General features: G+C 69.2%; 17 protein-coding genes, 1 tRNA gene and 1 other RNA gene. 10 read left to right on the top strand and 9 right to left on the bottom strand.

From position 1 onward, the window contains the following. Positions 1–299: 299 nt before the first annotated feature. The 3 genes from purD to ffs form a co-directional block, all read right to left on the bottom strand. On the bottom strand, positions 300–1,553 hold the full coding sequence (gene purD, locus OG246_RS10070) for a phosphoribosylamine--glycine ligase (RefSeq protein ID WP_266458979.1): 1,254 nt from the start codon (positions 1,551–1,553) through the stop codon (positions 300–302). 131 nt (positions 1,554–1,684) lie between these two features. Further along, the gene (locus OG246_RS10065) at positions 1,685–4,036 is read right to left on the bottom strand and encodes a DNA polymerase III subunit gamma and tau (RefSeq protein WP_266458976.1); all 2,352 of its coding nucleotides are present in this window, start codon (positions 4,034–4,036) and stop codon (positions 1,685–1,687) included. 41 nt (positions 4,037–4,077) lie between these two features. Next, positions 4,078–4,176: signal recognition particle sRNA small type (gene ffs, locus OG246_RS10060), an RNA gene on the bottom strand. A gap of 71 nt (positions 4,177–4,247) precedes the next feature. On the opposite strand from ffs, the gene OG246_RS10055 reads away from it, so the two are divergent. The 3 genes from OG246_RS10055 (at position 4,248) to OG246_RS42880 (ending at position 6,072) form a co-directional block, all read left to right on the top strand. After that, positions 4,248–4,335, top strand: a tRNA-Ser gene (locus OG246_RS10055). Positions 4,336–4,507: 172 nt separating this feature from the next. After that, complete coding sequence (locus OG246_RS10050) at positions 4,508–5,152, top strand: dihydrofolate reductase family protein (RefSeq protein WP_266458973.1); 645 nt, start codon at positions 4,508–4,510, stop codon at positions 5,150–5,152. Positions 5,153–5,748: 596 nt separating this feature from the next. Then, positions 5,749–6,072 (top strand): CPCC family cysteine-rich protein, encoded by a 324-nt coding sequence (locus OG246_RS42880; protein WP_353962474.1) that lies wholly within the window; start codon positions 5,749–5,751, stop codon positions 6,070–6,072. Positions 6,073–6,200: 128 nt separating this feature from the next. Here the strand turns inward: OG246_RS42880 and OG246_RS10045 are convergent, their stop codons facing one another. Together OG246_RS10045 and OG246_RS10040 are read right to left on the bottom strand one after the other, a co-directional pair. After that, positions 6,201–6,524 (bottom strand): hypothetical protein, encoded by a 324-nt coding sequence (locus OG246_RS10045; RefSeq protein WP_266458970.1) that lies wholly within the window; start codon positions 6,522–6,524, stop codon positions 6,201–6,203. Further along, on the bottom strand, positions 6,521–7,738 hold the full coding sequence (locus OG246_RS10040; RefSeq protein WP_266458967.1) for a Shedu anti-phage system protein SduA domain-containing protein: 1,218 nt from the start codon (positions 7,736–7,738) through the stop codon (positions 6,521–6,523). The genes OG246_RS10045 and OG246_RS10040 overlap by 4 nt, the downstream gene beginning before the upstream one ends. A 205-nt stretch (positions 7,739–7,943) precedes the next feature. Between OG246_RS10040 and OG246_RS10035 the strand changes: the two genes are divergently transcribed. Beyond that, the gene (locus OG246_RS10035) at positions 7,944–8,267 is read left to right on the top strand and encodes an immunity 53 family protein (protein ID WP_323178315.1); all 324 of its coding nucleotides are present in this window, start codon (positions 7,944–7,946) and stop codon (positions 8,265–8,267) included. A gap of 175 nt (positions 8,268–8,442) precedes the next feature. On the opposite strand, the gene OG246_RS10030 is transcribed toward OG246_RS10035, so the two are convergent. After that, on the bottom strand, positions 8,443–8,937 hold the full coding sequence (locus tag OG246_RS10030; RefSeq protein WP_266458964.1) for an ATP-binding protein: 495 nt from the start codon (positions 8,935–8,937) through the stop codon (positions 8,443–8,445). 227 nt (positions 8,938–9,164) lie between these two features. Here OG246_RS10030 and OG246_RS10025 point away from each other — a divergent pair, with 227 nt between their 5' ends. The 5 genes from OG246_RS10025 to OG246_RS10005 all read left to right on the top strand — a co-directional run bounded on the left by OG246_RS10025 (position 9,165) and on the right by OG246_RS10005 (position 14,888). Continuing rightward, positions 9,165–9,584, top strand: a complete 420-nt coding sequence (locus OG246_RS10025; RefSeq protein ID WP_266458961.1) for a hypothetical protein — start codon at positions 9,165–9,167, stop codon at positions 9,582–9,584. Next, positions 9,581–11,788 carry a tetratricopeptide repeat protein gene (locus OG246_RS10020; RefSeq protein ID WP_266458958.1) on the top strand — a complete coding sequence of 736 codons (2,208 nt, stop codon included), beginning with the start codon at positions 9,581–9,583 and terminating at the stop codon, positions 11,786–11,788. Before OG246_RS10025 ends, OG246_RS10020 begins: the two co-directional genes overlap by 4 nt. A 109-nt stretch (positions 11,789–11,897) precedes the next feature. Beyond that, a complete protein-coding gene (locus tag OG246_RS10015; RefSeq protein ID WP_266458956.1) occupies positions 11,898–12,182 on the top strand; it encodes a hypothetical protein in 285 nt (94 codons plus the stop codon). A gap of 242 nt (positions 12,183–12,424) precedes the next feature. Further along, the gene (locus tag OG246_RS10010) at positions 12,425–13,333 is read left to right on the top strand and encodes an oxygenase MpaB family protein (RefSeq protein WP_266458955.1); all 909 of its coding nucleotides are present in this window, start codon (positions 12,425–12,427) and stop codon (positions 13,331–13,333) included. A 256-nt stretch (positions 13,334–13,589) separates the two neighbouring features. Next, positions 13,590–14,888, top strand: coding sequence for a glycosyltransferase family 4 protein (locus OG246_RS10005; RefSeq protein ID WP_266458953.1), 1,299 nt, complete (start codon positions 13,590–13,592; stop codon positions 14,886–14,888). 8 nt (positions 14,889–14,896) lie between these two features. On the opposite strand, the gene OG246_RS10000 is transcribed toward OG246_RS10005, so the two are convergent. The 3 genes from OG246_RS10000 to OG246_RS09990 form a co-directional block, all read right to left on the bottom strand. Further along, positions 14,897–16,606 (bottom strand): carboxylesterase/lipase family protein, encoded by a 1,710-nt coding sequence (locus OG246_RS10000; RefSeq protein ID WP_266458950.1) that lies wholly within the window; start codon positions 16,604–16,606, stop codon positions 14,897–14,899. 366 nt (positions 16,607–16,972) lie between these two features. Then, complete coding sequence (locus tag OG246_RS09995) at positions 16,973–17,479, bottom strand: hypothetical protein (protein WP_266458947.1); 507 nt, start codon at positions 17,477–17,479, stop codon at positions 16,973–16,975. Continuing rightward, entirely contained in the window at positions 17,472–17,951 is a 480-nt protein-coding gene (locus OG246_RS09990) for a helix-turn-helix transcriptional regulator (RefSeq protein WP_266458944.1), read from the bottom strand. The genes OG246_RS09995 and OG246_RS09990 overlap by 8 nt, the downstream gene beginning before the upstream one ends. 101 nt (positions 17,952–18,052) lie before the next feature. Here OG246_RS09990 and OG246_RS09985 point away from each other — a divergent pair, with 101 nt between their 5' ends. Continuing rightward, entirely contained in the window at positions 18,053–18,979 is a 927-nt protein-coding gene (locus tag OG246_RS09985) for an aldo/keto reductase (protein ID WP_266458942.1), read from the top strand. Positions 18,980–18,982: the final 3 nt, after the last annotated feature.

Below are 18,982 nucleotides of genomic sequence, written 5' to 3'. Positions count from 1 at the left end.
GCCCGTGCCGGCGGATGTCCTGGCGTTGCTCACTCCCCCACTGTGGCACCCGCCACCGACATCGCAATGCCGGTGGGCCAAGTGCCGGAACGCTTTCGCCGCACCCTAGTTGGGGCCCCGGCCCCCGTCAGCCGGATGGGGCATCGGTCACTCGATGGAATGGCTTTGGGGAAAGGTGGATGACGGTGGGCAATGATCAGGCCCCGGATTCCGTACGGAATCCGGGGCCTGGGGGTCTGCAAACGGCCTGCCGGCCGACTCGTGGCCGGTCATTGGGGCGTCACCGTGTTGACCAGGTTCTACGCCTCTTGCGCCGCCTTCGCCGCGATGTCCGTGCGGTGCTGCGAACCGTCGAGGCCGATGCGGGCGACCGCCGCGTACGCGCGCTCGCGGGCCTCGGTCAGGTCGGTGCCGGTCGCCGTGACGGAGAGCACACGGCCGCCCGCGCTGACGACCGCGTCGCCGTCGCGCTTCGTCCCTGCGTGCAGGACGTACGCGTACGGGGCGTCCTGGGCCGCCACCGCGTCGAGCCCGGTGATCGGGTCGCCGGTGCGCGGGGTGTCCGGGTAGTTGTGCGAGGCGACGACCACGGTGACGGCAGCGGCGTCGCTCCAGCGCAGGGGTTCCAGGTCGGCGAGCGTGCCGTTCGCCGCAGCCAGGAGCACGCCGGAGAGAGGGGTCTTCAGTCGGGCTAGGACCACCTGGGTCTCGGGGTCGCCGAAACGGGCGTTGAACTCGATGACCCGTACGCCTCGGCTGGTGATCGCCAGACCCGCGTAAAGAAGGCCGGAGAACGGGGTGCCGCGGCGGCGCAATTCGTCGACGGTCGGCTGGAGGACGGTCTGCATGACCTCCTCGACGAGCTTCGGGTCCGCCCAGGGCAGGGGCGAGTACGCACCCATGCCGCCGGTGTTCGGGCCCTCGTCGCCGTCCAGCGCGCGCTTGAAGTCCTGGGCGGGCTGCAGCGGGACCACGGTCTCGCCGTCCGTGATCGCGAAGAGGGAGACCTCGGGGCCGTCGAGGAACTCCTCGATGACGACGCGGTCGCAGGCGTTGGCGTGGTCGCGGGCCTTCGCGAGGTCGTCGGTCACGACGACTCCCTTGCCTGCCGCGAGCCCGTCGTCCTTCACGACGTACGGGGCACCGAAGGCGTCGAGCGCCTCCTCGACCTCGTCGGGTGTCGTGCAGACGTACGAGCGCGCCGTCGGGACGCCCGCCCCCGCCATCACATCCTTGGCGAAGGCCTTGGAGCCCTCCAGCTCCGCCGCCTCCTTGGAGGGGCCGAAGACCGGGATGCCCGCCGCGCGCACGGCATCGGCGACCCCCGCGACAAGCGGGGCCTCCGGGCCCACGATCACCAGCTCGGCACCGAGCTCGGTCGCCAGCGCGGCTACGGCGGCGCCGTCGAGGGCGTCGACCGGGTGCAGCTCGGCCACCTCCGCGATGCCTGCGTTCCCGGGGGCGCAGTACAGGGCGGTGACGTCGGGGTCGAGGGACAGGGAACGGCACAGGGCGTGTTCGCGGGCGCCGCTACCGATGACAAGGACCTTCACGGGGTCAGCCTAACCGCCGGGGGCGGGTGCCTTTGTGGGGGCTTCCGAAGCGGGGGGCCTGGAGGAATGGTGGGATCCTCCAGATTCTCCAAGGTGGGCCACCGGATGGGACCCCTCTCGCCATCCGCGCGCTACTCGTTCGAGAACTCCTCCACCACCGTCGCGCCCAGTTCGCGGACGATCAGGTCGTAGCCCGAGAGGGCGGACTCTACGAGGTCGGGGTCGTCGTCCTCGGGAATGTCGTCCTCGGGGGCGACCGGGGGTGGTTCGGGGGCGGCGGGAGCCGGATTGGGTGCCGGGGCGGGCGCGGCCGGGGCGTGGCTCATCGACTGGCCCGGCGACGCGGCGGGGCGCGATGCCGGTGCCGACTGCTGCTGGGGTGCGGAGTGGGGGGCTGTTTGCGCCCCGCCGTATCCGCCGCCGAACCCTGGACCGGCCGGAGCGGGCGGCGCCGAGCCACCTGGACCACCGGAGCCACCCGAGGTGTCGACGATCGCGTCGATCTTCCACTGGACGTTGAACTGCTCGGACAGCGCCTGCCGCAGCACCTCCTCGCTGCCGCTGCTCGCGAAGTTGTCCCGGGCGCCCGCGTTGACGAAGCCGATCTGCAGAGTCGTACCGTCGAACCCGGTCACCTGCGCGTTCTGGCTGAGCAGGATCCAGGTGAACCGGCGACGGTTCTTCACCGCCTCCAGGATGTTCGGCCACAGGAGGCGGGGGTCGGGGCCGCCGCTCGGGGGAGCCTGGGCGGCCGGTGAGGCGGCGGCAGGAGCCGGGGCGGGTGCCGAAGCCGATGGTGCCGGGGCCGAGGGCGCGGCCGGTGGCTGGCCGCCGCCGCCCGTGGGTGCCGCCGTGGGCCAACCGCCGGGACGGCGGCCGCTGCCCGCGGCCGTCGCGGTGGGCCAGGCGCCGGGCGCGGCGCCCGACGGACCGGGGGGTGCAGGGGAAGCGGCGGGCGCGGGTGCGGGCGTGGCCGGAGCTTGCGGTTGCGGCTGCTGCTCAGCCACAGGAGGCGCCGGAGTCACAGGAGGTGCAGGAGTCACTGGAGGAGCGACCGGAGCCGCCGCCGGAGGAGCGACCGGGGCAGCGGAGTCGGGGGCTGGCCCAGGCCCCGCCGCGCGCGCGGCGGCCCGAGCCGCCGCGACCCCACCGCCTGGTGGAACCGCCTGTCCTTGTGCAGCCGCTGGAGCCGCCTGACCGGCCGGGGCGGCCGGGGCGGCCGGCGAACCCCCCGTCCCACTGTGCGCAGGCCCATGCCCATAGCCATGCTGGTCAGCCCCAGGCACGTACCCCATGGCAGGTCCACCCCCGCCACCGGAGAAGTTCACGCCGCGCTCGATACGGTCCAGGCGGGCCATGACGGATCGCTCGTCCCCGTACGCGGCGGGAAGCAGCACGCGCGCGCAGATGAGTTCGAGCTGGAGTCGCGGCGAGGTGGCGCCACGCATCTCCGTCAGGCCTTCGTTGACGAGATCGGCGGAACGGCTCAGCTCGGCGGCGCCGAAAACGCCCGCCTGGGCCTGCATCCGCTCCACCACGTCGACAGGGGCGTCGATGAGCCCCTTCTCCGCGGCGTCCGGCACGGCGGCCAGGATCACCAGATCCCGCAGCCGCTCCAGCAGGTCGGCAACGAACCGCCGGGGATCGTTACCGCCCTCGATGACCCGGTCCACGATCTCGAAGGCCACGGCGCCGTCCCCCGCGGCGAAGGCCTCGACAACCGAATCGAGCAGCGACGCGTCCGTGTACCCGAGCAGCGAGGTGGCCATGGCGTATGTCACACCGGCGTCGCCCGCCCCCGCGAGCAGCTGGTCCATGACGGACATGGAGTCACGCACGGACCCGGCACCGGCCCGTACGACCAGCGGCAGCACCCCGTCCTCGACGGGAATGCCCTCATGCCCGCAGACCTCACCCAGGTACTCCCGGAGGGTCCCCGGCGGCACGAGCCGGAACGGGTAGTGGTGGGTACGCGACCGGATCGTCCCGATGACCTTCTCGGGTTCGGTGGTGGCGAAGATGAACTTCAGATGCTCGGGCGGCTCTTCGACGACCTTCAGCAGCGCGTTGAAGCCGGCCGACGTGACCATATGGGCCTCGTCGATGATGTAGATCTTGTACCGACTGCCGGCGGGCCCGAAGAAAGCCTTCTCTCGCAGGTCACGGGCGTCGTCGACACCACCGTGGGACGCGGCGTCGATCTCGATGACGTCGATCGAACCCGGCCCGTTCCTGGCCAGGTCCCGGCATGACTGGCACTCTCCGCACGGGGTCGGCGTCGGCCCCTGCTCGCAGTTGAGGCAGCGGGCCAGAATCCGCGCGCTGGAGGTCTTCCCGCACCCGCGCGGGCCGCTGAACAGGTACGCGTGATTGACCCGGTTGTTCCGCAGCGCCTGCTGCAACGGGTCGGTTACATGCTCCTGCCCGATGACCTCGGCGAACGACTCCGGGCGATAACGGCGGTACAGCGCGAGAGACGACACGCATACGAGGTTATAGGCGCCCACTGACAACCCGGACCGCAAACGCAAGCGCCCCCCACGCACCCGCCAGAGCCAACCTACCCTTGCTGCCTTCCGGCCCTGGGGGAGTTCAGTCAGATAGCGCCACGTGAGGGGCTCCGCACAGGGTACAGGATCTGAGCGGGGGGAACGAGTTCGCGAGCACTCCTCAACGTCTTGTATTGTTTGCCGCGGAGGATTCGCCTAGTGGCCTAGGGCGCACGCTTGGAAAGCGTGTTGGGGGCAACCCCTCACGAGTTCGAATCTCGTATCCTCCGCCAGTGCCTCACCGGGCACGACTCGAAGGGCCCCACCGTTCGCGGTGGGGCCCTTCGACGTTGTCGGTCTCATGTTCCGTAAATGGGTGGAGTCGGGTGCCGTCGCAGCGATGAGTCCGGCGACGCCCGCAGGTCTACCTTCCGACCGAGAAAACCAACTCATCGGGAGTACGGCATGGGCCTCATCCACGTCGAGATGTTCGCAACCCTCGACCTCGTCGGGCAGGCGCCCGGCGGCCCCGACGAGGACCCGGTGGGGTTCCCGTTCGGCGGCTGGCAGGCGCCTCTGCTGGACGAGGTCGCCGGGGCGCAGGTCGGTGATGCGTACGAGGGCACGGACGCGCTCCTACTCGGCCGGCGAACGTATGACATCTTCGCCGCCTACTGGCCGCACCAGGAGGGCGGGGAGGACAACAAGATCGCCACGCTCTTCAACAGCGTCCCGAAGTACGTGGCCTCCCGCGGCAGGCCCGACCTCTCGTGGGCCGGGTCGACGCAACTCGGCCCGGACCTGGCCGGCGCGGTGCGCGAGATCCGTGACAAGCACGAGCACGTGAAGGTCGTCGGGAGCCTGAACCTGGTGCAGGCCCTCCTGCGCGAGAAGCTCTTCGACCGTCTCGACCTCTGGGTGCACCCGATCATGCTCGGCGTCGGGAAGAAGGTGTTCGACGGTGGCGCGGTGCCCACGAACGTCACACTCCTCGAACCGCCGGTAGCCAGCCCGAAGGGCACCGTGTACCTGCGCTACGGGCTCGCCGACGGCACGCCCGGGGCGGGGGACATGAGCGCACCCGATCGCGGTGTCGGACGCGAAGACTGAAGCCGCCCTGCGCCGGGTGGGTCCGTGTCGTCGGCGGTGAATCCGCCGGGTCGGCATCCGTCACGGCGTCGGCAGTTCGAGGGGCCGACGCCGTGACTAAGTGCCTTGCCAGAGGAGCGCCGCCGTCACGCGATGGTCTTGGCAGGCCCAGTCGCCCTAGCCAGGGGACCGCAGACTCAGTCAGCCAAGTCGGTGGGTGTCTTCCAGCTCTTGCCGATCGGCAGGCAGCAGCACACCTTCGGGACGCCGAGAAACGAAGCGCCCCGTGGAGGCACGGGCACCTGTTCGACCTCAATGAGACACCCGGGCGCGGCCGACGCATCCCGTTCCAGCGCCTCGCGCCCCCGCTGATCCGTCCGCTCGATCGCTTCGGGGCCGGGACCCGAGTCGTTGCGATGCCGACGGCCGACGGCCCATGAACCCAAGTGAACGCCCCCGCACACACCCCAACAGCCCACCAACACAGTTGGAAAGCATGCGCCTTAATGCACTACGGCCGTTTGGAGAGCGGCCCGGCGTGACGCGGTCTCTGTCGATCAAGCCACTGCCGAGGAAACGCCGTGACCCATCCGTACCGGTGAACAAGGATTGCGGCCGTGACCTTCATCAACGCTCAGGGGGCAGCCGCAGGCGGGCCGTACCGCTGTCCCTGTTGCGGCTTCATCACCCTTGCCGAGCGCGGAGCGTACGAGATCTGCCATGTCTGTTTCTGGGAGGACGACGGCCAGGACGAGCACGACGCGGACGAGATCCGAAGCGGCCCGAACCGCGGGCTCAGCCTCCGAGATGGCCGCCGGAACTTCCAGGAGATCGGCGCATGCGACGAGCGCTCCACACGGTCCGTGCGTGCCCCTCTACCCCACGAGCACCCCGACAGCGGCACACCGTACGGAACGGCAACCGTCCATCCCCGTTGCTGACACCCGACCACGCACCGCTCGCCACCGCACCAGACCGAGCGGGGAACCGCGGGGAAAGCATCCAGGCCCGACTGGACCGCGCCGTGACCGTTGAGCCAGGCCCCTCCGTTGGGGCCTCGCCCCGGAGGTCAGGTCCGTCTCTGCCGTAGGTGGCGGGAGGCGGCGAGGCAGGAGGACAGCCATGTCGCCTCCTCGCGGTTGATGATCAGGTCGGCGACGGTGATCATCCCGTCCATCGGGCCGTCGAGCCGGATGGAGTGGTCGCCGACGCGGTACATCTCCCAGTCCGCGTCGCTGTGCCAGAGCCGGGCGGTGTTCTCGCCCCGACGCTGGGCGAACACGAGTTCCTCTCCGTGCTCGTTCATGAAGTACCCGACGTAGTCCTTGTCGGTGATCTCACCGCCGCACAAGCGGGCCAGGAGCGGTTCGATCGCGGGTGGTGTGTCGGTCATGCGGCGGGCTCCTCGGCCAGGTCGGGGTCTGCGTCCTGCCGTGCCGATGACAGGGCCAGCATGCGGGAGGCCGAATCCAGCAGGGTCTCGTACGTGATCACTTCAATGCGCGCCTGGTGCGTGTTGTAGGTTCGCAGCGTCTCCGCGATCTCCTGGGACGTGACGTCCCCGGTCACGTACCGCGGGTGTCCGATCACGACCGTCGCCGACGCCCGGCGGGTGTCGACTCCGTGTTCGGCCAGGATGCTCGGGCGGTTCTCGTCCATGGCCCGTAGGTAGTTCTGCGCCTGAGAGACCGCTCGATGCGCCGGGGCGCCCAGCATGAGGTGGCCGGAGCGTCGTATGACCAGGTCCTTGATGTTGGCGCGCTTGAGTTCCACCACGTGGAGGGAGCCGTCGCCACGCAGGAGAGGGATGTCGAGGATGGTGTCCGGGGTGTACTGCCGACGTGCCAGCTCGGCCACGTAGGCTCCGCCGAAGATCCACTCCTGGTTCTTCAGACAGGCATGGAGGGTGCTCTCGGAGCTGTCCGGGGCCTCCACCGCGGCACGCAGGGCAGTCAAGCCGACCTGCCTGGCCCTCAGTTCGAGCAACTGGGCCAGCATGCCCGCATCGACATCGGCCAGGATGTCGCTCATCATCCGTGCGGCCTCGGCGGAGGCGGGCCGAGGCAGGTTGCGGAGAACCATTTCCATGTGCCCGTATTCCTGGAGTCGCCTCGCCTCCTTGGTGGAGAGCCGGATCCCTCCCTCGCCGTCCCCGAGGCCCAGGTGGTCGACGGACTGGGCTATGCCGCGGAACAGGTCACGGGCGTCGGCGGCGCTTGCGTCGGGCTTGTCGCGGCACAGGACGTCCAGAGCGGCGACCGCCCTGTCAGCGCCCATGGCGGCCATCCTGCGCATGTGTCTCTCGCTGCGCTGTCGGGCCTCGTCGTCGTAGTAGTTCTCCCGTATGTCGAGGAACAGTTCGCCTCCGGCATAAGCGGCAAAGCGCTGAAAGCGCTGGGCGAATGCGAAGTCGCCCTGAAGGATGGCCTCTTGGGCCACGTCCTCCAAGGCGTTCACCAGGGGCCTGCCCTTGCCGTACGTCCCACCGAGGCCGCCCATGATGTGCAGCACCGCGTCGACGCGCTCCCAGACGCGCGCATCCTCAGTCAGTTCCCGTGCCGTCTGCACCAGTTGCCAGAGCGTGAAGCCGGATCGAAACGTCGTCACGCGGGCACACTAGGGCCGGGCACTGACAACCACGCTTGGCAGGAGTCCCGGGTGGTCCCTGGCGTACGCCGCTCCCGAGAGCATGTATCAGTAGAGATGTAATCAACGCCGGTGACGGCGGCGATGCACCACGAGCGCCGTCGCTTCGCAAGCTGAGGGGTCAGACGCATATACGCCCGTACGAGCCAGATCACGACGTCGTACGATCTGCCGTCATGGCAGATACCGGCGAGAACTCGGTTGGCTGGAGCAGTGGTACCAAGCCCAGTGCGACGGCGACTGGGAACACGAATGGGGCGTTCGGATCGAAACGCTCGACAACCCAGGCTGGACAGTACGCATCGATCTCGAGGAGACGGCGCTGTCCGGTCGTCCCTGCCTGAGTACAGACGTACAACGCAGCGACTCCGACTGGGTGATGGCGAAGGTGTCGGACGACGTCTTTGAGGCGTCCTGCGGCCCGCTCAACCTCGGGGAAGTGCTGCGCCTGTTCCGCGACTGGGCCACGTCAGTCAGCAACGAGCCCTAGCCAACGAACAAGTACGAACGGGTCGGCCCTTCTCAATTTCCTTCTCATTCAGCCCCGTTCACGACCGTTCTAGCGAGACCCCAAGTCGGAAAGCGTGTGGGTGACCACGATCGGGGGATGCGAGCTGAAGTCGTGGCATAGGGGCTCGGCCTCATCCGGAACCGGACGGGCGCAGTCACCCCCTCCGTCCCGGAGGCGGTTCGTCGAACAGGCTGAGTTCATCGCTGCTCGGGGTCTCGAAGAGCTCTGCGTACTCCTCAAGCATCTCGCGCGTGATCGGGGCCGTCCCCCGCTTGCCCTCCCCGTTGCGGGCATCGAGGCGGCGGCACAGTTCATCAATCGGCGCCGCAAGGTAGTGCAGTTCGACAGGAACTCCGAGTGCGCGCGCCCCGAGGCGCTTCTCCTCCCGCTCAGAGCGGGCCCAGAAGCCGAACTCCAGGATCACGCTCTGTCCGAGCTTCAACAGCTCCTGGGCATGCTGGGAAAAACGCCTCTCCAGCAGGTCGCGTGTTTGCGCGTCAAACAAGTCGACACCGAGATCCGCCATCCATTCGTCCGGGCACAGACGCACCGCCGGAATCTCGCGCGCCAGGCGCTTGGCCAGCGTTGTCTTCCCGGAACCAGGAAGTCCGCACAGCAAGATCAGTCTCGGCTCGCGTCCCGCGTACACCAGGTCCCTCCACAACGCCTCAGGATCATTACTGCCGTACATGCTGACGCAGCCAGGACCGACCGCAGAACTGGGTTTCAGCGACAAGCCACCGAGTCGGTCGTCTGTGACAAGCCTGGGGAACCGTCGCGCCCGGTTCGGGCGTTTTGGTTTCGTGAAGGGGGCGGTGTTTCTACGCTGGTCCTTCGGAGCGGCAAGAGGTCGGCCGCCAGTGGTCGGGGGATCAAGTGAGTGCTGAGATCGTGCAGTTGGTCGGGCAGGCGGGTCCGTATCTGACGACTGCGGTGGGTGCGTACGGGGTGGCGGTCCTGACCCGGGCCGAGGACGCGGCCGTGGACGCCACGGCGAACCTGGGGCGGCGCATGCTTCAGGCGGTCTGGCGCCGTCGTGACGCGCAGGGCCGGGCGGAGCTGGAGGCCGCGGTCCAGGACACGGCCGACGCACCCGGCGATGAGGATGCGGCGGCCGCCCTGCGTCAGCAGATCAAGCGGGCCCTGCGGGAGGACGCCGAGTTGCTGGCCGAGTTGGCCCGGATCCTGCCTGTCGGCGGGGAGACGGTGAACGTGACGGCGTCCGGTGAGCGGTCCATCGCTGCCAAGACCATCGGTACCGCCGTCACCGGGGACAACACGACGATCAGGCCATGACCGACCGTCCCGCCCCTGGGGGCAGTGGTGTGGAGGCGACGGGTGCGCGGTCCATTGGGGTGGGCGGCGATGTCGGGGTGGCCATCACCGGTGACGGTGCGCGGGTGGTGATGCTGCCGGCCGAGGCGGTGCGCTGGGCGAAGGCGGTGGACGCGCCGCCGGGAGCGACGAATCTCCCCGGGTCGGCCTCCGGGGTCTTCGTCGGACGCGAGGACGAACTCGCCCGGCTGCGCCGGCTCCTGACGGATGAGGGGGAGGCGGCGGTCACTCAGGTGTCCGGGACGCGGGCGATCCACGGGCTGGGCGGGATCGGCAAGAGCACCCTCGCCCTGCACTACGCCCACATCCACCGGCACACCTACACGCTGGTGTGGTGGCTCAACGCCGCCACCACCGAGCAGATCGTCACCGGCCTGGCCTCCCTCGCCCTGCGGCTGTGCCCGCAGTGGGCTCCAACGGCGGACGTGCAGGAGCGGGCGGCCTGGGCCATCCTGTGGCTGCAATGGCACCCCGGCTGGCTGCTCGTCTTCGACAACGTCGAACACCCCGATGACCTGCGCCACTACCTCGGCGCCCTCCCGGACGGCCACCACCTGGCCACCAGCCGCACCGCAACCGGCTGGCACGCGATCGCCCCCACCATGCCCCTGGGCCTGCTCGATGCCGACGCAGCCGTGAGTCTGCTGTGCACCCTCGCCCTCGGCGAGGGACAGACTCCCACCCCGCACCAGCGCGAGGAGGCCGACGCACTCGCCGCCGAACTCGGCTACCTGCCCCTGGCCCTGGAACAGGCGGGCGCCTACCTCTTCGAGACCGGAACCGAGCTGGCCGATTACAGGACCCTGCTGGGGCAGGTCATGGACACCGCCGTGGGCGGTATCGATCCCGAGCGCACCATCGCCCGTATCTGGCGCCACACCCTGACCGCCGTCGAACACCGCAACCCGCGCGCGGTCACCCTGCTCGACGCGATGGCCTGGCTCGCACCCGACGACATCCCCCGCACCCTGCTCGCCCCGCTGTGCCCCGACACCCGCACGCTCGGCGAAGCCCTGGGTGCGCTGCATTCCTACAACATGATCTCCTACAGCGCCGACCGCCATGCCATCAGCGTCCACCGCCTCGTGCAGACCGTCCTGCAACACCGCCCCGCCACCGGACCGGACGGACACCCACCCGGACGGCAAGACGCCGAACACCTCATCCGGCAGGCCATACCCACCGAGGACACGAACACCCCACAGTGGGAACGCCTCCTCCCCCATGTGGTCGCCCTCGCCGCATCAACACCACCCCACAGCCCCGCATCAACCGAAACCGCGGACGCCTTTCACGCCACCGCGCAATACCTGTACCGCCAGGGACGCGACGCCCACAGCATCCCGCTGCGCACAGCCGCCCTCACCCAGTACGAACAGGAGCTTGGCGACATCCACCCCGACACCCTGACCAGCCGCAACAACCTCGCGCTCGCCTATAAGTCGGCGGGGGATCTGAACCGCGCCATCCCCCTGTACGAGGCCACCCTCACCCAGCGCGAGCAGGTCCTTGGCGACATCCACCCGAGCACCCTGAACAGCCGCAACAACCTCGCGCTCGCCTATAAGTCGGCGGGGGATCTGAACCGCGCCATCCCCCTGTACGAGGCCACCCTCACCCAGCGCGAGCAGGTCCTTGGCGACACCCACCCCGACACCCTGACCAGCCGCAACAACCTCGCGCTCGCCTACCAGTCGGCGGGGGATCTGGACCGCACCATCCCCCTGCTGGAGGCCACCCTCACCCAATACGAGCAGGTCCTTGGTGACACCCACCCGAACACCCTGAACAGCCGCAACAACCTCGCGCTCGCCTACCAGTCGGCGGGGGATCTGGACCGCACCATCCCCCTGCTGGAGGCCACCCTCACCCAATACGAGCAGGTCCTTGGTGACACCCACCCGAGCACCCTGACCAGCCGCAACAACCTCGCCACCGCCTACCAGTCGGCGGGGGATCTGGACCGCGCCATCCCCCTGTACGAGGCCACCCTCACCCAATACGAGCAGGTCCTTGGTGACACCCACCCGAGCACCCTGACCAGCCGCAACAATCTCGCCACCGCCCGCAAAGCCACCCAGACCGTACAGCAACCAGATACAGCAACCCCAGCAACCACCCCTGACCTTCAGCACCCCTCAGACCCACCCGACCAACCGGAATGACCCCAAGCAACCGATCCACATAGAGCTACCGACCAGAACGCTCCTCACATCCGCAACTGACATCAACAACGCCGGACTCGGCTACCCCAACGGCTGGCATCATCGTTGGATGGCAAGCGGGCAGCTACCGGCAGGGTGGACTCTGGAAGAGATCCGCAAGGTGTCCGGCGATCAGGAGGCCACGGCTCTCGACGCCGATCGCGTAGTGATCTGGCTGGGCTGGCCGGCGCAGGATGAACGGCTCTGCCCCGAGATCGTCTTGGGGTTCCATGGGCTGTGTCTGGTGAAGCCGGTCAACGACGACGACTGGTACATGGGCAGTCTGAACGACGACGGCAGTATCGGCTGCTGGAGCGCCTACGACGATCTCTATCAGGCGCTTCGGGGTCTGTAGCCCCGAAGGCCCTCCGCTCCAGGAGCCGAGTCGCACCCATGGGCCAGCCGCCCATGAACCCAGGTGAACACCCCCGCCAGTGCCCCACCGTTCGCAGCGGAGCCCTTCGACGTTGCCCGCCTGGCCGATCCGCCCCGAGGCCCAGGCGGCCGCACAAGCTTCCGGAATCCGTCACGGACGGGCATGGTCTGAGCATGAGCATGGACTCGATCAGTCAAATGCCGCATGGGGAACGGGAGTTAGTGGACGAGCCGCCGGAGCCGCTCGGGCCTGAGTCGCTGACCTGGAAGTATCTCGGTGACTGGCGCGGGATTCTCACCGCGTTGTGGGCGGGGTCGATGCAGAACATGCATCCCGGGCTGGGCGCAGGCGTCGAAGAGCACTCGCGGTTCTTCGAGGAGCGCTGGCAGCGGCTGTTCCGCTCGCTCTATCCCATCAGTGGAGTCGTCTACGACGGCCCGCGCGCGCGGCGGACCGCGCTCGAGGTGCGTGGCTACCACGACCGGATAAGGGGCGTCGATGCCCAGGGCCGCCGGTACCACGCGCTGGACCCTGACACCTACTACTGGGCGCACTCCACGTTCTTCGTCAGCACGATCCTGATCGCGGAGCACTTCGCGGGTGGCATCGGTGAGGCGGAGAAGCGCCGGCTGTTCGACGAGCATGTGCAGTGGTACCGGATGTACGGCATGAGTATGCGGCCGGTGCCGGAGAGCTGGGAGGACTTCCAGCTCTACTGGAAGCACATGTGCGCGGAGGTCCTGGAGGACAACAAGGCCACCCGGGACGTGCTCGACATAACCGGGATCGCGAGGCCGCCGTTTCTGCCGTGGCTGCCGAACGCGGTGTGGCGTCCGGTCGGCGCGCTGATCGGGCGGACCTTCGTCTGGTTCACCGTCGGGCTGTACGACGGGGAGGTCCGCGACCTGCTCGGCTTCACCTGGTCGGGGCGCGACGCCCGGCGGCATCGCAGGGCCTGCCAGGTGATCAACTCTGTGTTCAAGCTCGTACCGCACGACCGCCGCTACCATCCGCGAGCCCGGGCGGGCTGGCGTCGCGCCCGCGGTGAACTCGCGCCGGACGCCGAGCCGGTCGGGACACCACGACGGAACCTTCCGCCGCTGTCCGAACGCGAAAAGCCGGAGCATTAGGCGCCGACTGGGCACCGGATGTCCAGCGAACCCGGGATGTGCGCACCGACTCTCCCCCGGCGAGACCTGCCCCTTTCAGAACCCTCAAGAACAGAACCCTCAAGAACAGAAAACTCACGAACAGAACATTCGAGGGCAGAACATTCGCGGGCAGATCGCTCACGAACAGATACCCCACAGGCCGCGCTAAGATCCAACGTTCGGGGGCGGGCGTGAAGCCTGCGGGGAGCACGGATTCAACGGGGGAACTACGCGTATGCGCGTCACTTTTCTGATCCACAACGGTTACGGCGTCGGCGGGACGATCCGCACGACCTGCAACCTCTCAGGCGCGCTTGCCGAGTTGGGTCACGAGGTGGAGGTGGTGTCCGTCTTTCGGCATCGCAAAATCCCCCGCTTCACCTATGACAAACGCGTACACCTCCGGCATCTCGTTGACACCGACAAGAAGAGCCCCGGATACGACGGCGAACACCCTGAATTCGAGCTCCCCGCCGACGACTTCCCCCGCAGCGACCACCGGCATCACCAGTACAGCGCTTTGACGGACCGGCGAATCGGCGAATTCCTCGCCGAACTGGATACCGACGTCGTCGTCGGCACCCGCCCCGGACTCAACGTGCACATCGCCCGCCAGGCCCCGGCCCACGTCATAAAGGTCGGCCAGGAACACCTGTCGCTCGACGCCCACCCGTCCCAGCTCAACCTCACGCTGCGCCGCGTGTACCGCCGGCTCGACGCGGTGACCACCACCACCCACGCCGATGCCGAGGCGTACCGCAGGCGGATGTGGCTGCCGGGCGTACGGATTTCCACCCTCCCCAACAGCATCCCCGATCCGGGCATCGCCCCCTCCGACGGCTCCGCCCCGCAGATCATCGCGGTCGGCCGGACCGCTCCGGTGAAGCGCTACCAGGACCTGATCGGGGCCTTCGCCCAGGTCGTGGCCGAGCGCCCGGACTGGGGACTGCGGATCTGCGGCATCGGGCCGCAGGACCGCGAACTGAAGTCACTGGTGAAGAAGTTGGGGCTCACCGACAGCATCACCTTCCTGGGCAACGTCACCCCCGTCGAACCGGAGATGGCCAAGGCGTCGATCCTGGTGCTGTCCTCACGGATGGAGTCCTTCGGCATGGCCATCGTCGAGGCCATGCGGGTGGGTCTGCCCGTGGTGAGCACCGACTGCCCGCACGGCCCGCGCGAGATCATCACCCACGGGGTGGACGGCCTGCTGGTGCCGCCCGGCGACATCGACGCCCTGGCCAAAGCGCTCCTGGAACTGATCGACGACCCGGAACGGCGCCAACTCATGGGCCGGGAAGCCCTGTCGAAGGGCATGCGGTACGACCCCGAGCCGATCGCCGCACAGTGCGCCGCCCTCTTCCAGGAACTCCTGGACGCGCGCGACGGCGGAACCGCACCCAGGCAGCCCGCCACCGCTTTCCTGAGCGCGGCCGTACACACCGCCGGGGACCTCGCCGGCGCGACCGTCTCCAAGGCGCGCCGCACACTGGGCGCCCTCAGGCGAAGGCTGCGCGCCCGTACAGGGAACTGAACGACGGGTCAGTACTCCGTCGTCCGCGACTCCAAGTAGTCCTTCAGAAAGGCGTACTTGGCGTCGCTGTCCGCCGCCGGGACGGGGGCGAAGCCGTCCCCGAGCTCCATCGACAACGGCTTCGACGTACGCAGGGCAGGCCACGCCGGCAGGGAGTGGCGGCCGTTGGGGTTACCGGTGGCGCAGAAGTTGGCCACGTACGAGGAAGTGGTGTCGGCGATGGCGTGGTCCGCTTCGGTCCAGGGGCGGTCGGTGCCGTAGAGGTTCCCGAAGAGGTAGTACTTCTCGGCGCCGTGGTACGCGCCCGCGCCGTTCGCGGGCTCGATCGGGTTGGTGGTGTCGGAGCCCGGCGGGACGTGCGTCCACCAGTAGTTGTAGACCGGGCTCCTGTTCGCGGCGGTCTCCTTGAACTGCGTGCCCCACAGGAAGGTCGAGACGCGTTCCTCGTCGCGCGCGTAGTTGTTGTACTGCGCTGCCGCCTCCTCGTCGGTGGCGGCCGGGTAGAGGGCGAGGAACTCCGTTGCCCGGTCGGCGAATTCGGACTCGGCGTACGCCTGGAACTGGGCGACCGTCATCCTCAGGTTCGGCGAGGCGCCGTTCTCGTCCTTGTTGTTGCCGGTGAGGACCGGCACATCGGCCTCGGCGCCGGACTCCATGGCCTCGGTGTACGAGGTCGGCAGTACGTACCCGTCGAGGACGTTGCCGAAGTCGGTGCCGGCGGACGGCGCGTCGGCCGCGTAGACCTTGGACACGATCTCGGCCGCGGACAGCGCCCGCAGTCCGTCCGTCGACGAGGCGCCCATGTACGCCGCGAACGCGGTGCCGTTGGCCTCGGCGGCGGCCAGCGTCCTGTAGCCGCCCGCCACATGGCCGAGCGCCGGGTCCTTGGTGTACTGCACCCCGGCGGCCAGCAGAGCCCGGTGGTACAGGCCCCGGGGCAGCCGGGAGATCATCGAGATGTTGACGAACGACGAGCCGTGCGACCAGCCGCCGATGGTCACCCGGTCCGGGTCCCCGCCGAACGCGGCGATGTTCCGCCGGATCCACTTCAGCGCCGCCACCGTGTCCAGCACACCCCAGTTGCCGGAGCCGCCGTGTCCGGACTCGGCGCTCAGGCCGGGGTGGGCGAGGTTGCCGAAGGCGCCGACGCGGTGGTTGAAGGTGACGACGACCACGCCTTTGTCCGCCAGGTTGGCACCGTCGTACACCGGCTGCGAGGCCCACATGGCGGTGTTGCGCCCACCGTAGATCCACACGAAGACCGGGCGGCGCGCACGCGAACTGGCCTCGCCCGTCCAGATGTTGAGGTTCAGGCAGTCCTCGCTCAGCGGGGGCACCTTGTCGGCGGCTATGCCCGAGACGGGCTGCGGGCATGCCGCACCCCAGGTGTCCGCCTTGCGGATGCCCTTCCAGGACGGTGCGGGCCGCGGCGCGCGCCAGCGGTTCTGCCCGGCGGTGGAGGCCGCGTAGGGGATTCCCTTGTAGACGGTGACGCCGTCGAGTGCGGCCTGAACACCGGTCACCAGACCGGACTCCGTACGCACCGGCCGCCCGGCGTCGCTGCCGACGGCGCGGGAAGCGGCCGAGGCGGGGCCGGTTTCCACACCGCCCAGGAGCGCTGCGCCGGCTGCGACACCGGCGGTACGGCCGAGGAAACCGCGGCGGCCGAGCGCCGGGAAGGCAGCGGAGTGCGGGGAAGGGACGTTTCGTAAGCTCACAGGGTCTCCCGATCGAGGGGGGTGGGCCGTTCTCGTGCGCAACGGGCGGGCCATTCACGTGCAGGACGGGCGGGCCGTCCGCAGACACATCGGACGGACCGTCCGCAGACACATCGGACGGACCGTCCGCGGACACGGCGAACAGGCCGTTCGCAGACACGACGGATCGACTCTTCGCAGGTCAAGGCCCTGTGCGCGGACCGCCCGCGAATCAGTCGCCTCATGCTGTGGCCGGCCTCGGGGAGCGGCAAGTAGCCCGGTGGTGACTCACAGCTTTCAACCGTGAAACTTAGGTTGCATGCCGTCACATGCCGTACGGCTTGACGGTTCATGCGGCCGAGGCGGTCAAGGCCCTTGCGGCCCCAGTCAGTTGGCTCCGGCGGCGCTGCGGGCCGACCACTGGAGGAGGAAGCGCAGGGCCTCCTGGGACGGGGAGTCGGGCGGGGCGGTGTAGGCGACGAGCCGCTGGTCGGGCTGGGTGTCGACGGAGAGCTGCTGGACGTCGAGGGTGAGTGGGCCCGCGACCGGGTGGTGGTAGGTCTTGGTGAGCTGCCGGGGGCCGCGCACCAGGTGGCTGCCCCACCAGTTCCTGAAGTCCGGGTCCCGCACGCTCAGTTCGCCCACCAGCACGGCCAGCGCCTGGTCCTCGGGGTGCCGGCCCGCCTCCATCCGCAGCACCGCCACGCACTCACGAGCCGCGCGCGGCCAGTCCGCGTAAAGGTCCCGGAAGGCGTCGTCGAGGAAGGTCAGCCGGATCAGGTTCCGCTCGGCCGGGGGCAGCGCGCCGAAGTCGGTCAGCAGGGCGGTGGCCGCCTTGTTCCAGGCCAGCACGTCCATACGGCGGTTCAGAACCATCGCGGGGATGTCACGCATGCCGTCGAGCAGTTGCAGCAGCGGCCGGCCGACCCTCCCCCCCGGGAGGCGCCCCGGCCCCGGCCGGCTGCCGCGCGGGGGCGGCCTGCGTCACGTCGGCCACGGCGAAGAGGTACGCGCGCTCGTCCGGGGCGAGCTCCAGCGCGTCCGCGAGCGCGTCGAGGACCGGGCGGGACACCCGGCGGGTCCGGCCCTGCTCCAGCCGTACGACGTAGTCGATGCTCACGTGCGCGAGCTGGGCCAGCTCCTCCCGGCGCAGGCCCGGCACCCGGCGCAGCCGCCCGTCGTCCGGCACACCCGCCCGACGCGGATCGAGCGCGGCACGGCGGGCACGCAGGAAGTCACCCAGCTCGTTGCCGCCGGACAGACCACTGGACGGACCACTGGGCGGACCACTGGACAGACCACTGGGCGGACCAGTGGAAGGACCACCGGACCGGCCGCCGGAAGAGACACCACCATGCTGCTCCATACCTCCAGTGTCCGCCGTACCCCGCCCCCGTGCCTGGTACTGATCCGCATAGGCAGCGCCCTCCCTGGCACCCCCCACCCCCACGGCACAACGGTGGACGCATGACAGAACACACGCCAGAACACACAACGGGACACACACCAGGCCACACACCCATCACCCTCGGCGGCGACCTCCGAACCGGCCGCGTCGGCTACGGCGCGATGCGCCTCACCGGCACCCACCTCTGGGGCGAGTACCCCGACCGCGACAGCGGGATCACGCTCCTGCGCGAGGCGGTCGAGGCGGGCGTGACCCTGATCGACACCGCCGACGTCTACGGCCCGCACACCAACGAACTGCTGATCCGCGAAGCGCTCCACCCCTACCCCGAGGACCTGGTGATCGCCACCAAGGGCGGCTTCGTACGCGGTGGCCTCGACCTCTCCTCGATCGACGCGGTCGGCAACGCCAACTACCTCCGCCAGTCCGCCCAGTTGAGCGCGCGGCGCCTCGGCGTCGAGCGGATCGACCTGTACTACCTGCACAGCGGCTGGGCGCGGGACGCCTCGTTCGAGGACCAGGTCGGCACCCTCGCCGAGCTGCGCCGACAGGGCGTGATCCGGCACATCGGCCTGTCGAACGTCACCACCGAACAACTCCGCGCGGCGCGCGAGATCACCGAAATCGCCGCCGTGACCGCCCACTTCAACGTCGTCGACCGCCACGAGGCCGCTCTGCTCGACGCGACCGTCGAAGCCGGCGCCGTCTTCGTCCCCTGGCAGCCGGTCTCCCTCACCCGGCCCGGCACCCCCACGGACACCGACGGCCCGGAAACGGTCCGACACGTCCTCGGCCCCATCGCCGCCCGGCACAACGCGACGGTCTCCCAGATCGCACTCGCCTGGCTGCTCGCCCGCTCACCGGCGGTCATGCCCATTCCCGGCACCACCAGCATCAAGCACGTCCAGGAGAACCTCGCCGCACAGGACCTCGAACTGACCCCCGAGGAGATCCGGTCGATCACCGACCTGACCCCTGAGAAGTGAGCG

This window comes from Streptomyces sp. NBC_00620 (assembly GCF_026341825.1).
Classification (GTDB): domain Bacteria; phylum Actinomycetota; class Actinomycetes; order Streptomycetales; family Streptomycetaceae; genus Streptomyces.
This window is presented reverse-complemented; position numbering and strand designations above follow the sequence as displayed.

Excerpts from the sequence above, each read along its gene's own strand:
- OG246_RS10050 (WP_266458973.1), top strand. The coding sequence starts at position 4,508 with ATGGGCCTCATCCACGTCGAGATGTTCGCAACCCTCGACCTCGTCGGG.
- OG246_RS10045 (WP_266458970.1), bottom strand. The coding sequence starts at position 6,524 with ATGACCGACACACCACCCGCGATCGAACCGCTCCTGGCCCGCTTGTGC.
- OG246_RS10020 (WP_266458958.1), top strand. The coding sequence starts at position 9,581 with ATGACCGACCGTCCCGCCCCTGGGGGCAGTGGTGTGGAGGCGACGGGT.
- OG246_RS10015 (WP_266458956.1), top strand. The coding sequence starts at position 11,898 with ATGGCAAGCGGGCAGCTACCGGCAGGGTGGACTCTGGAAGAGATCCGC.
- OG246_RS10005 (WP_266458953.1), top strand. The coding sequence starts at position 13,590 with ATGCGCGTCACTTTTCTGATCCACAACGGTTACGGCGTCGGCGGGACG.
- OG246_RS09995 (WP_266458947.1), bottom strand. The coding sequence starts at position 17,479 with ATGCGTGACATCCCCGCGATGGTTCTGAACCGCCGTATGGACGTGCTG.
- OG246_RS09990 (WP_266458944.1), bottom strand. The coding sequence starts at position 17,951 with ATGGAGCAGCATGGTGGTGTCTCTTCCGGCGGCCGGTCCGGTGGTCCT.
- OG246_RS09985 (WP_266458942.1), top strand. The coding sequence starts at position 18,053 with ATGACAGAACACACGCCAGAACACACAACGGGACACACACCAGGCCAC.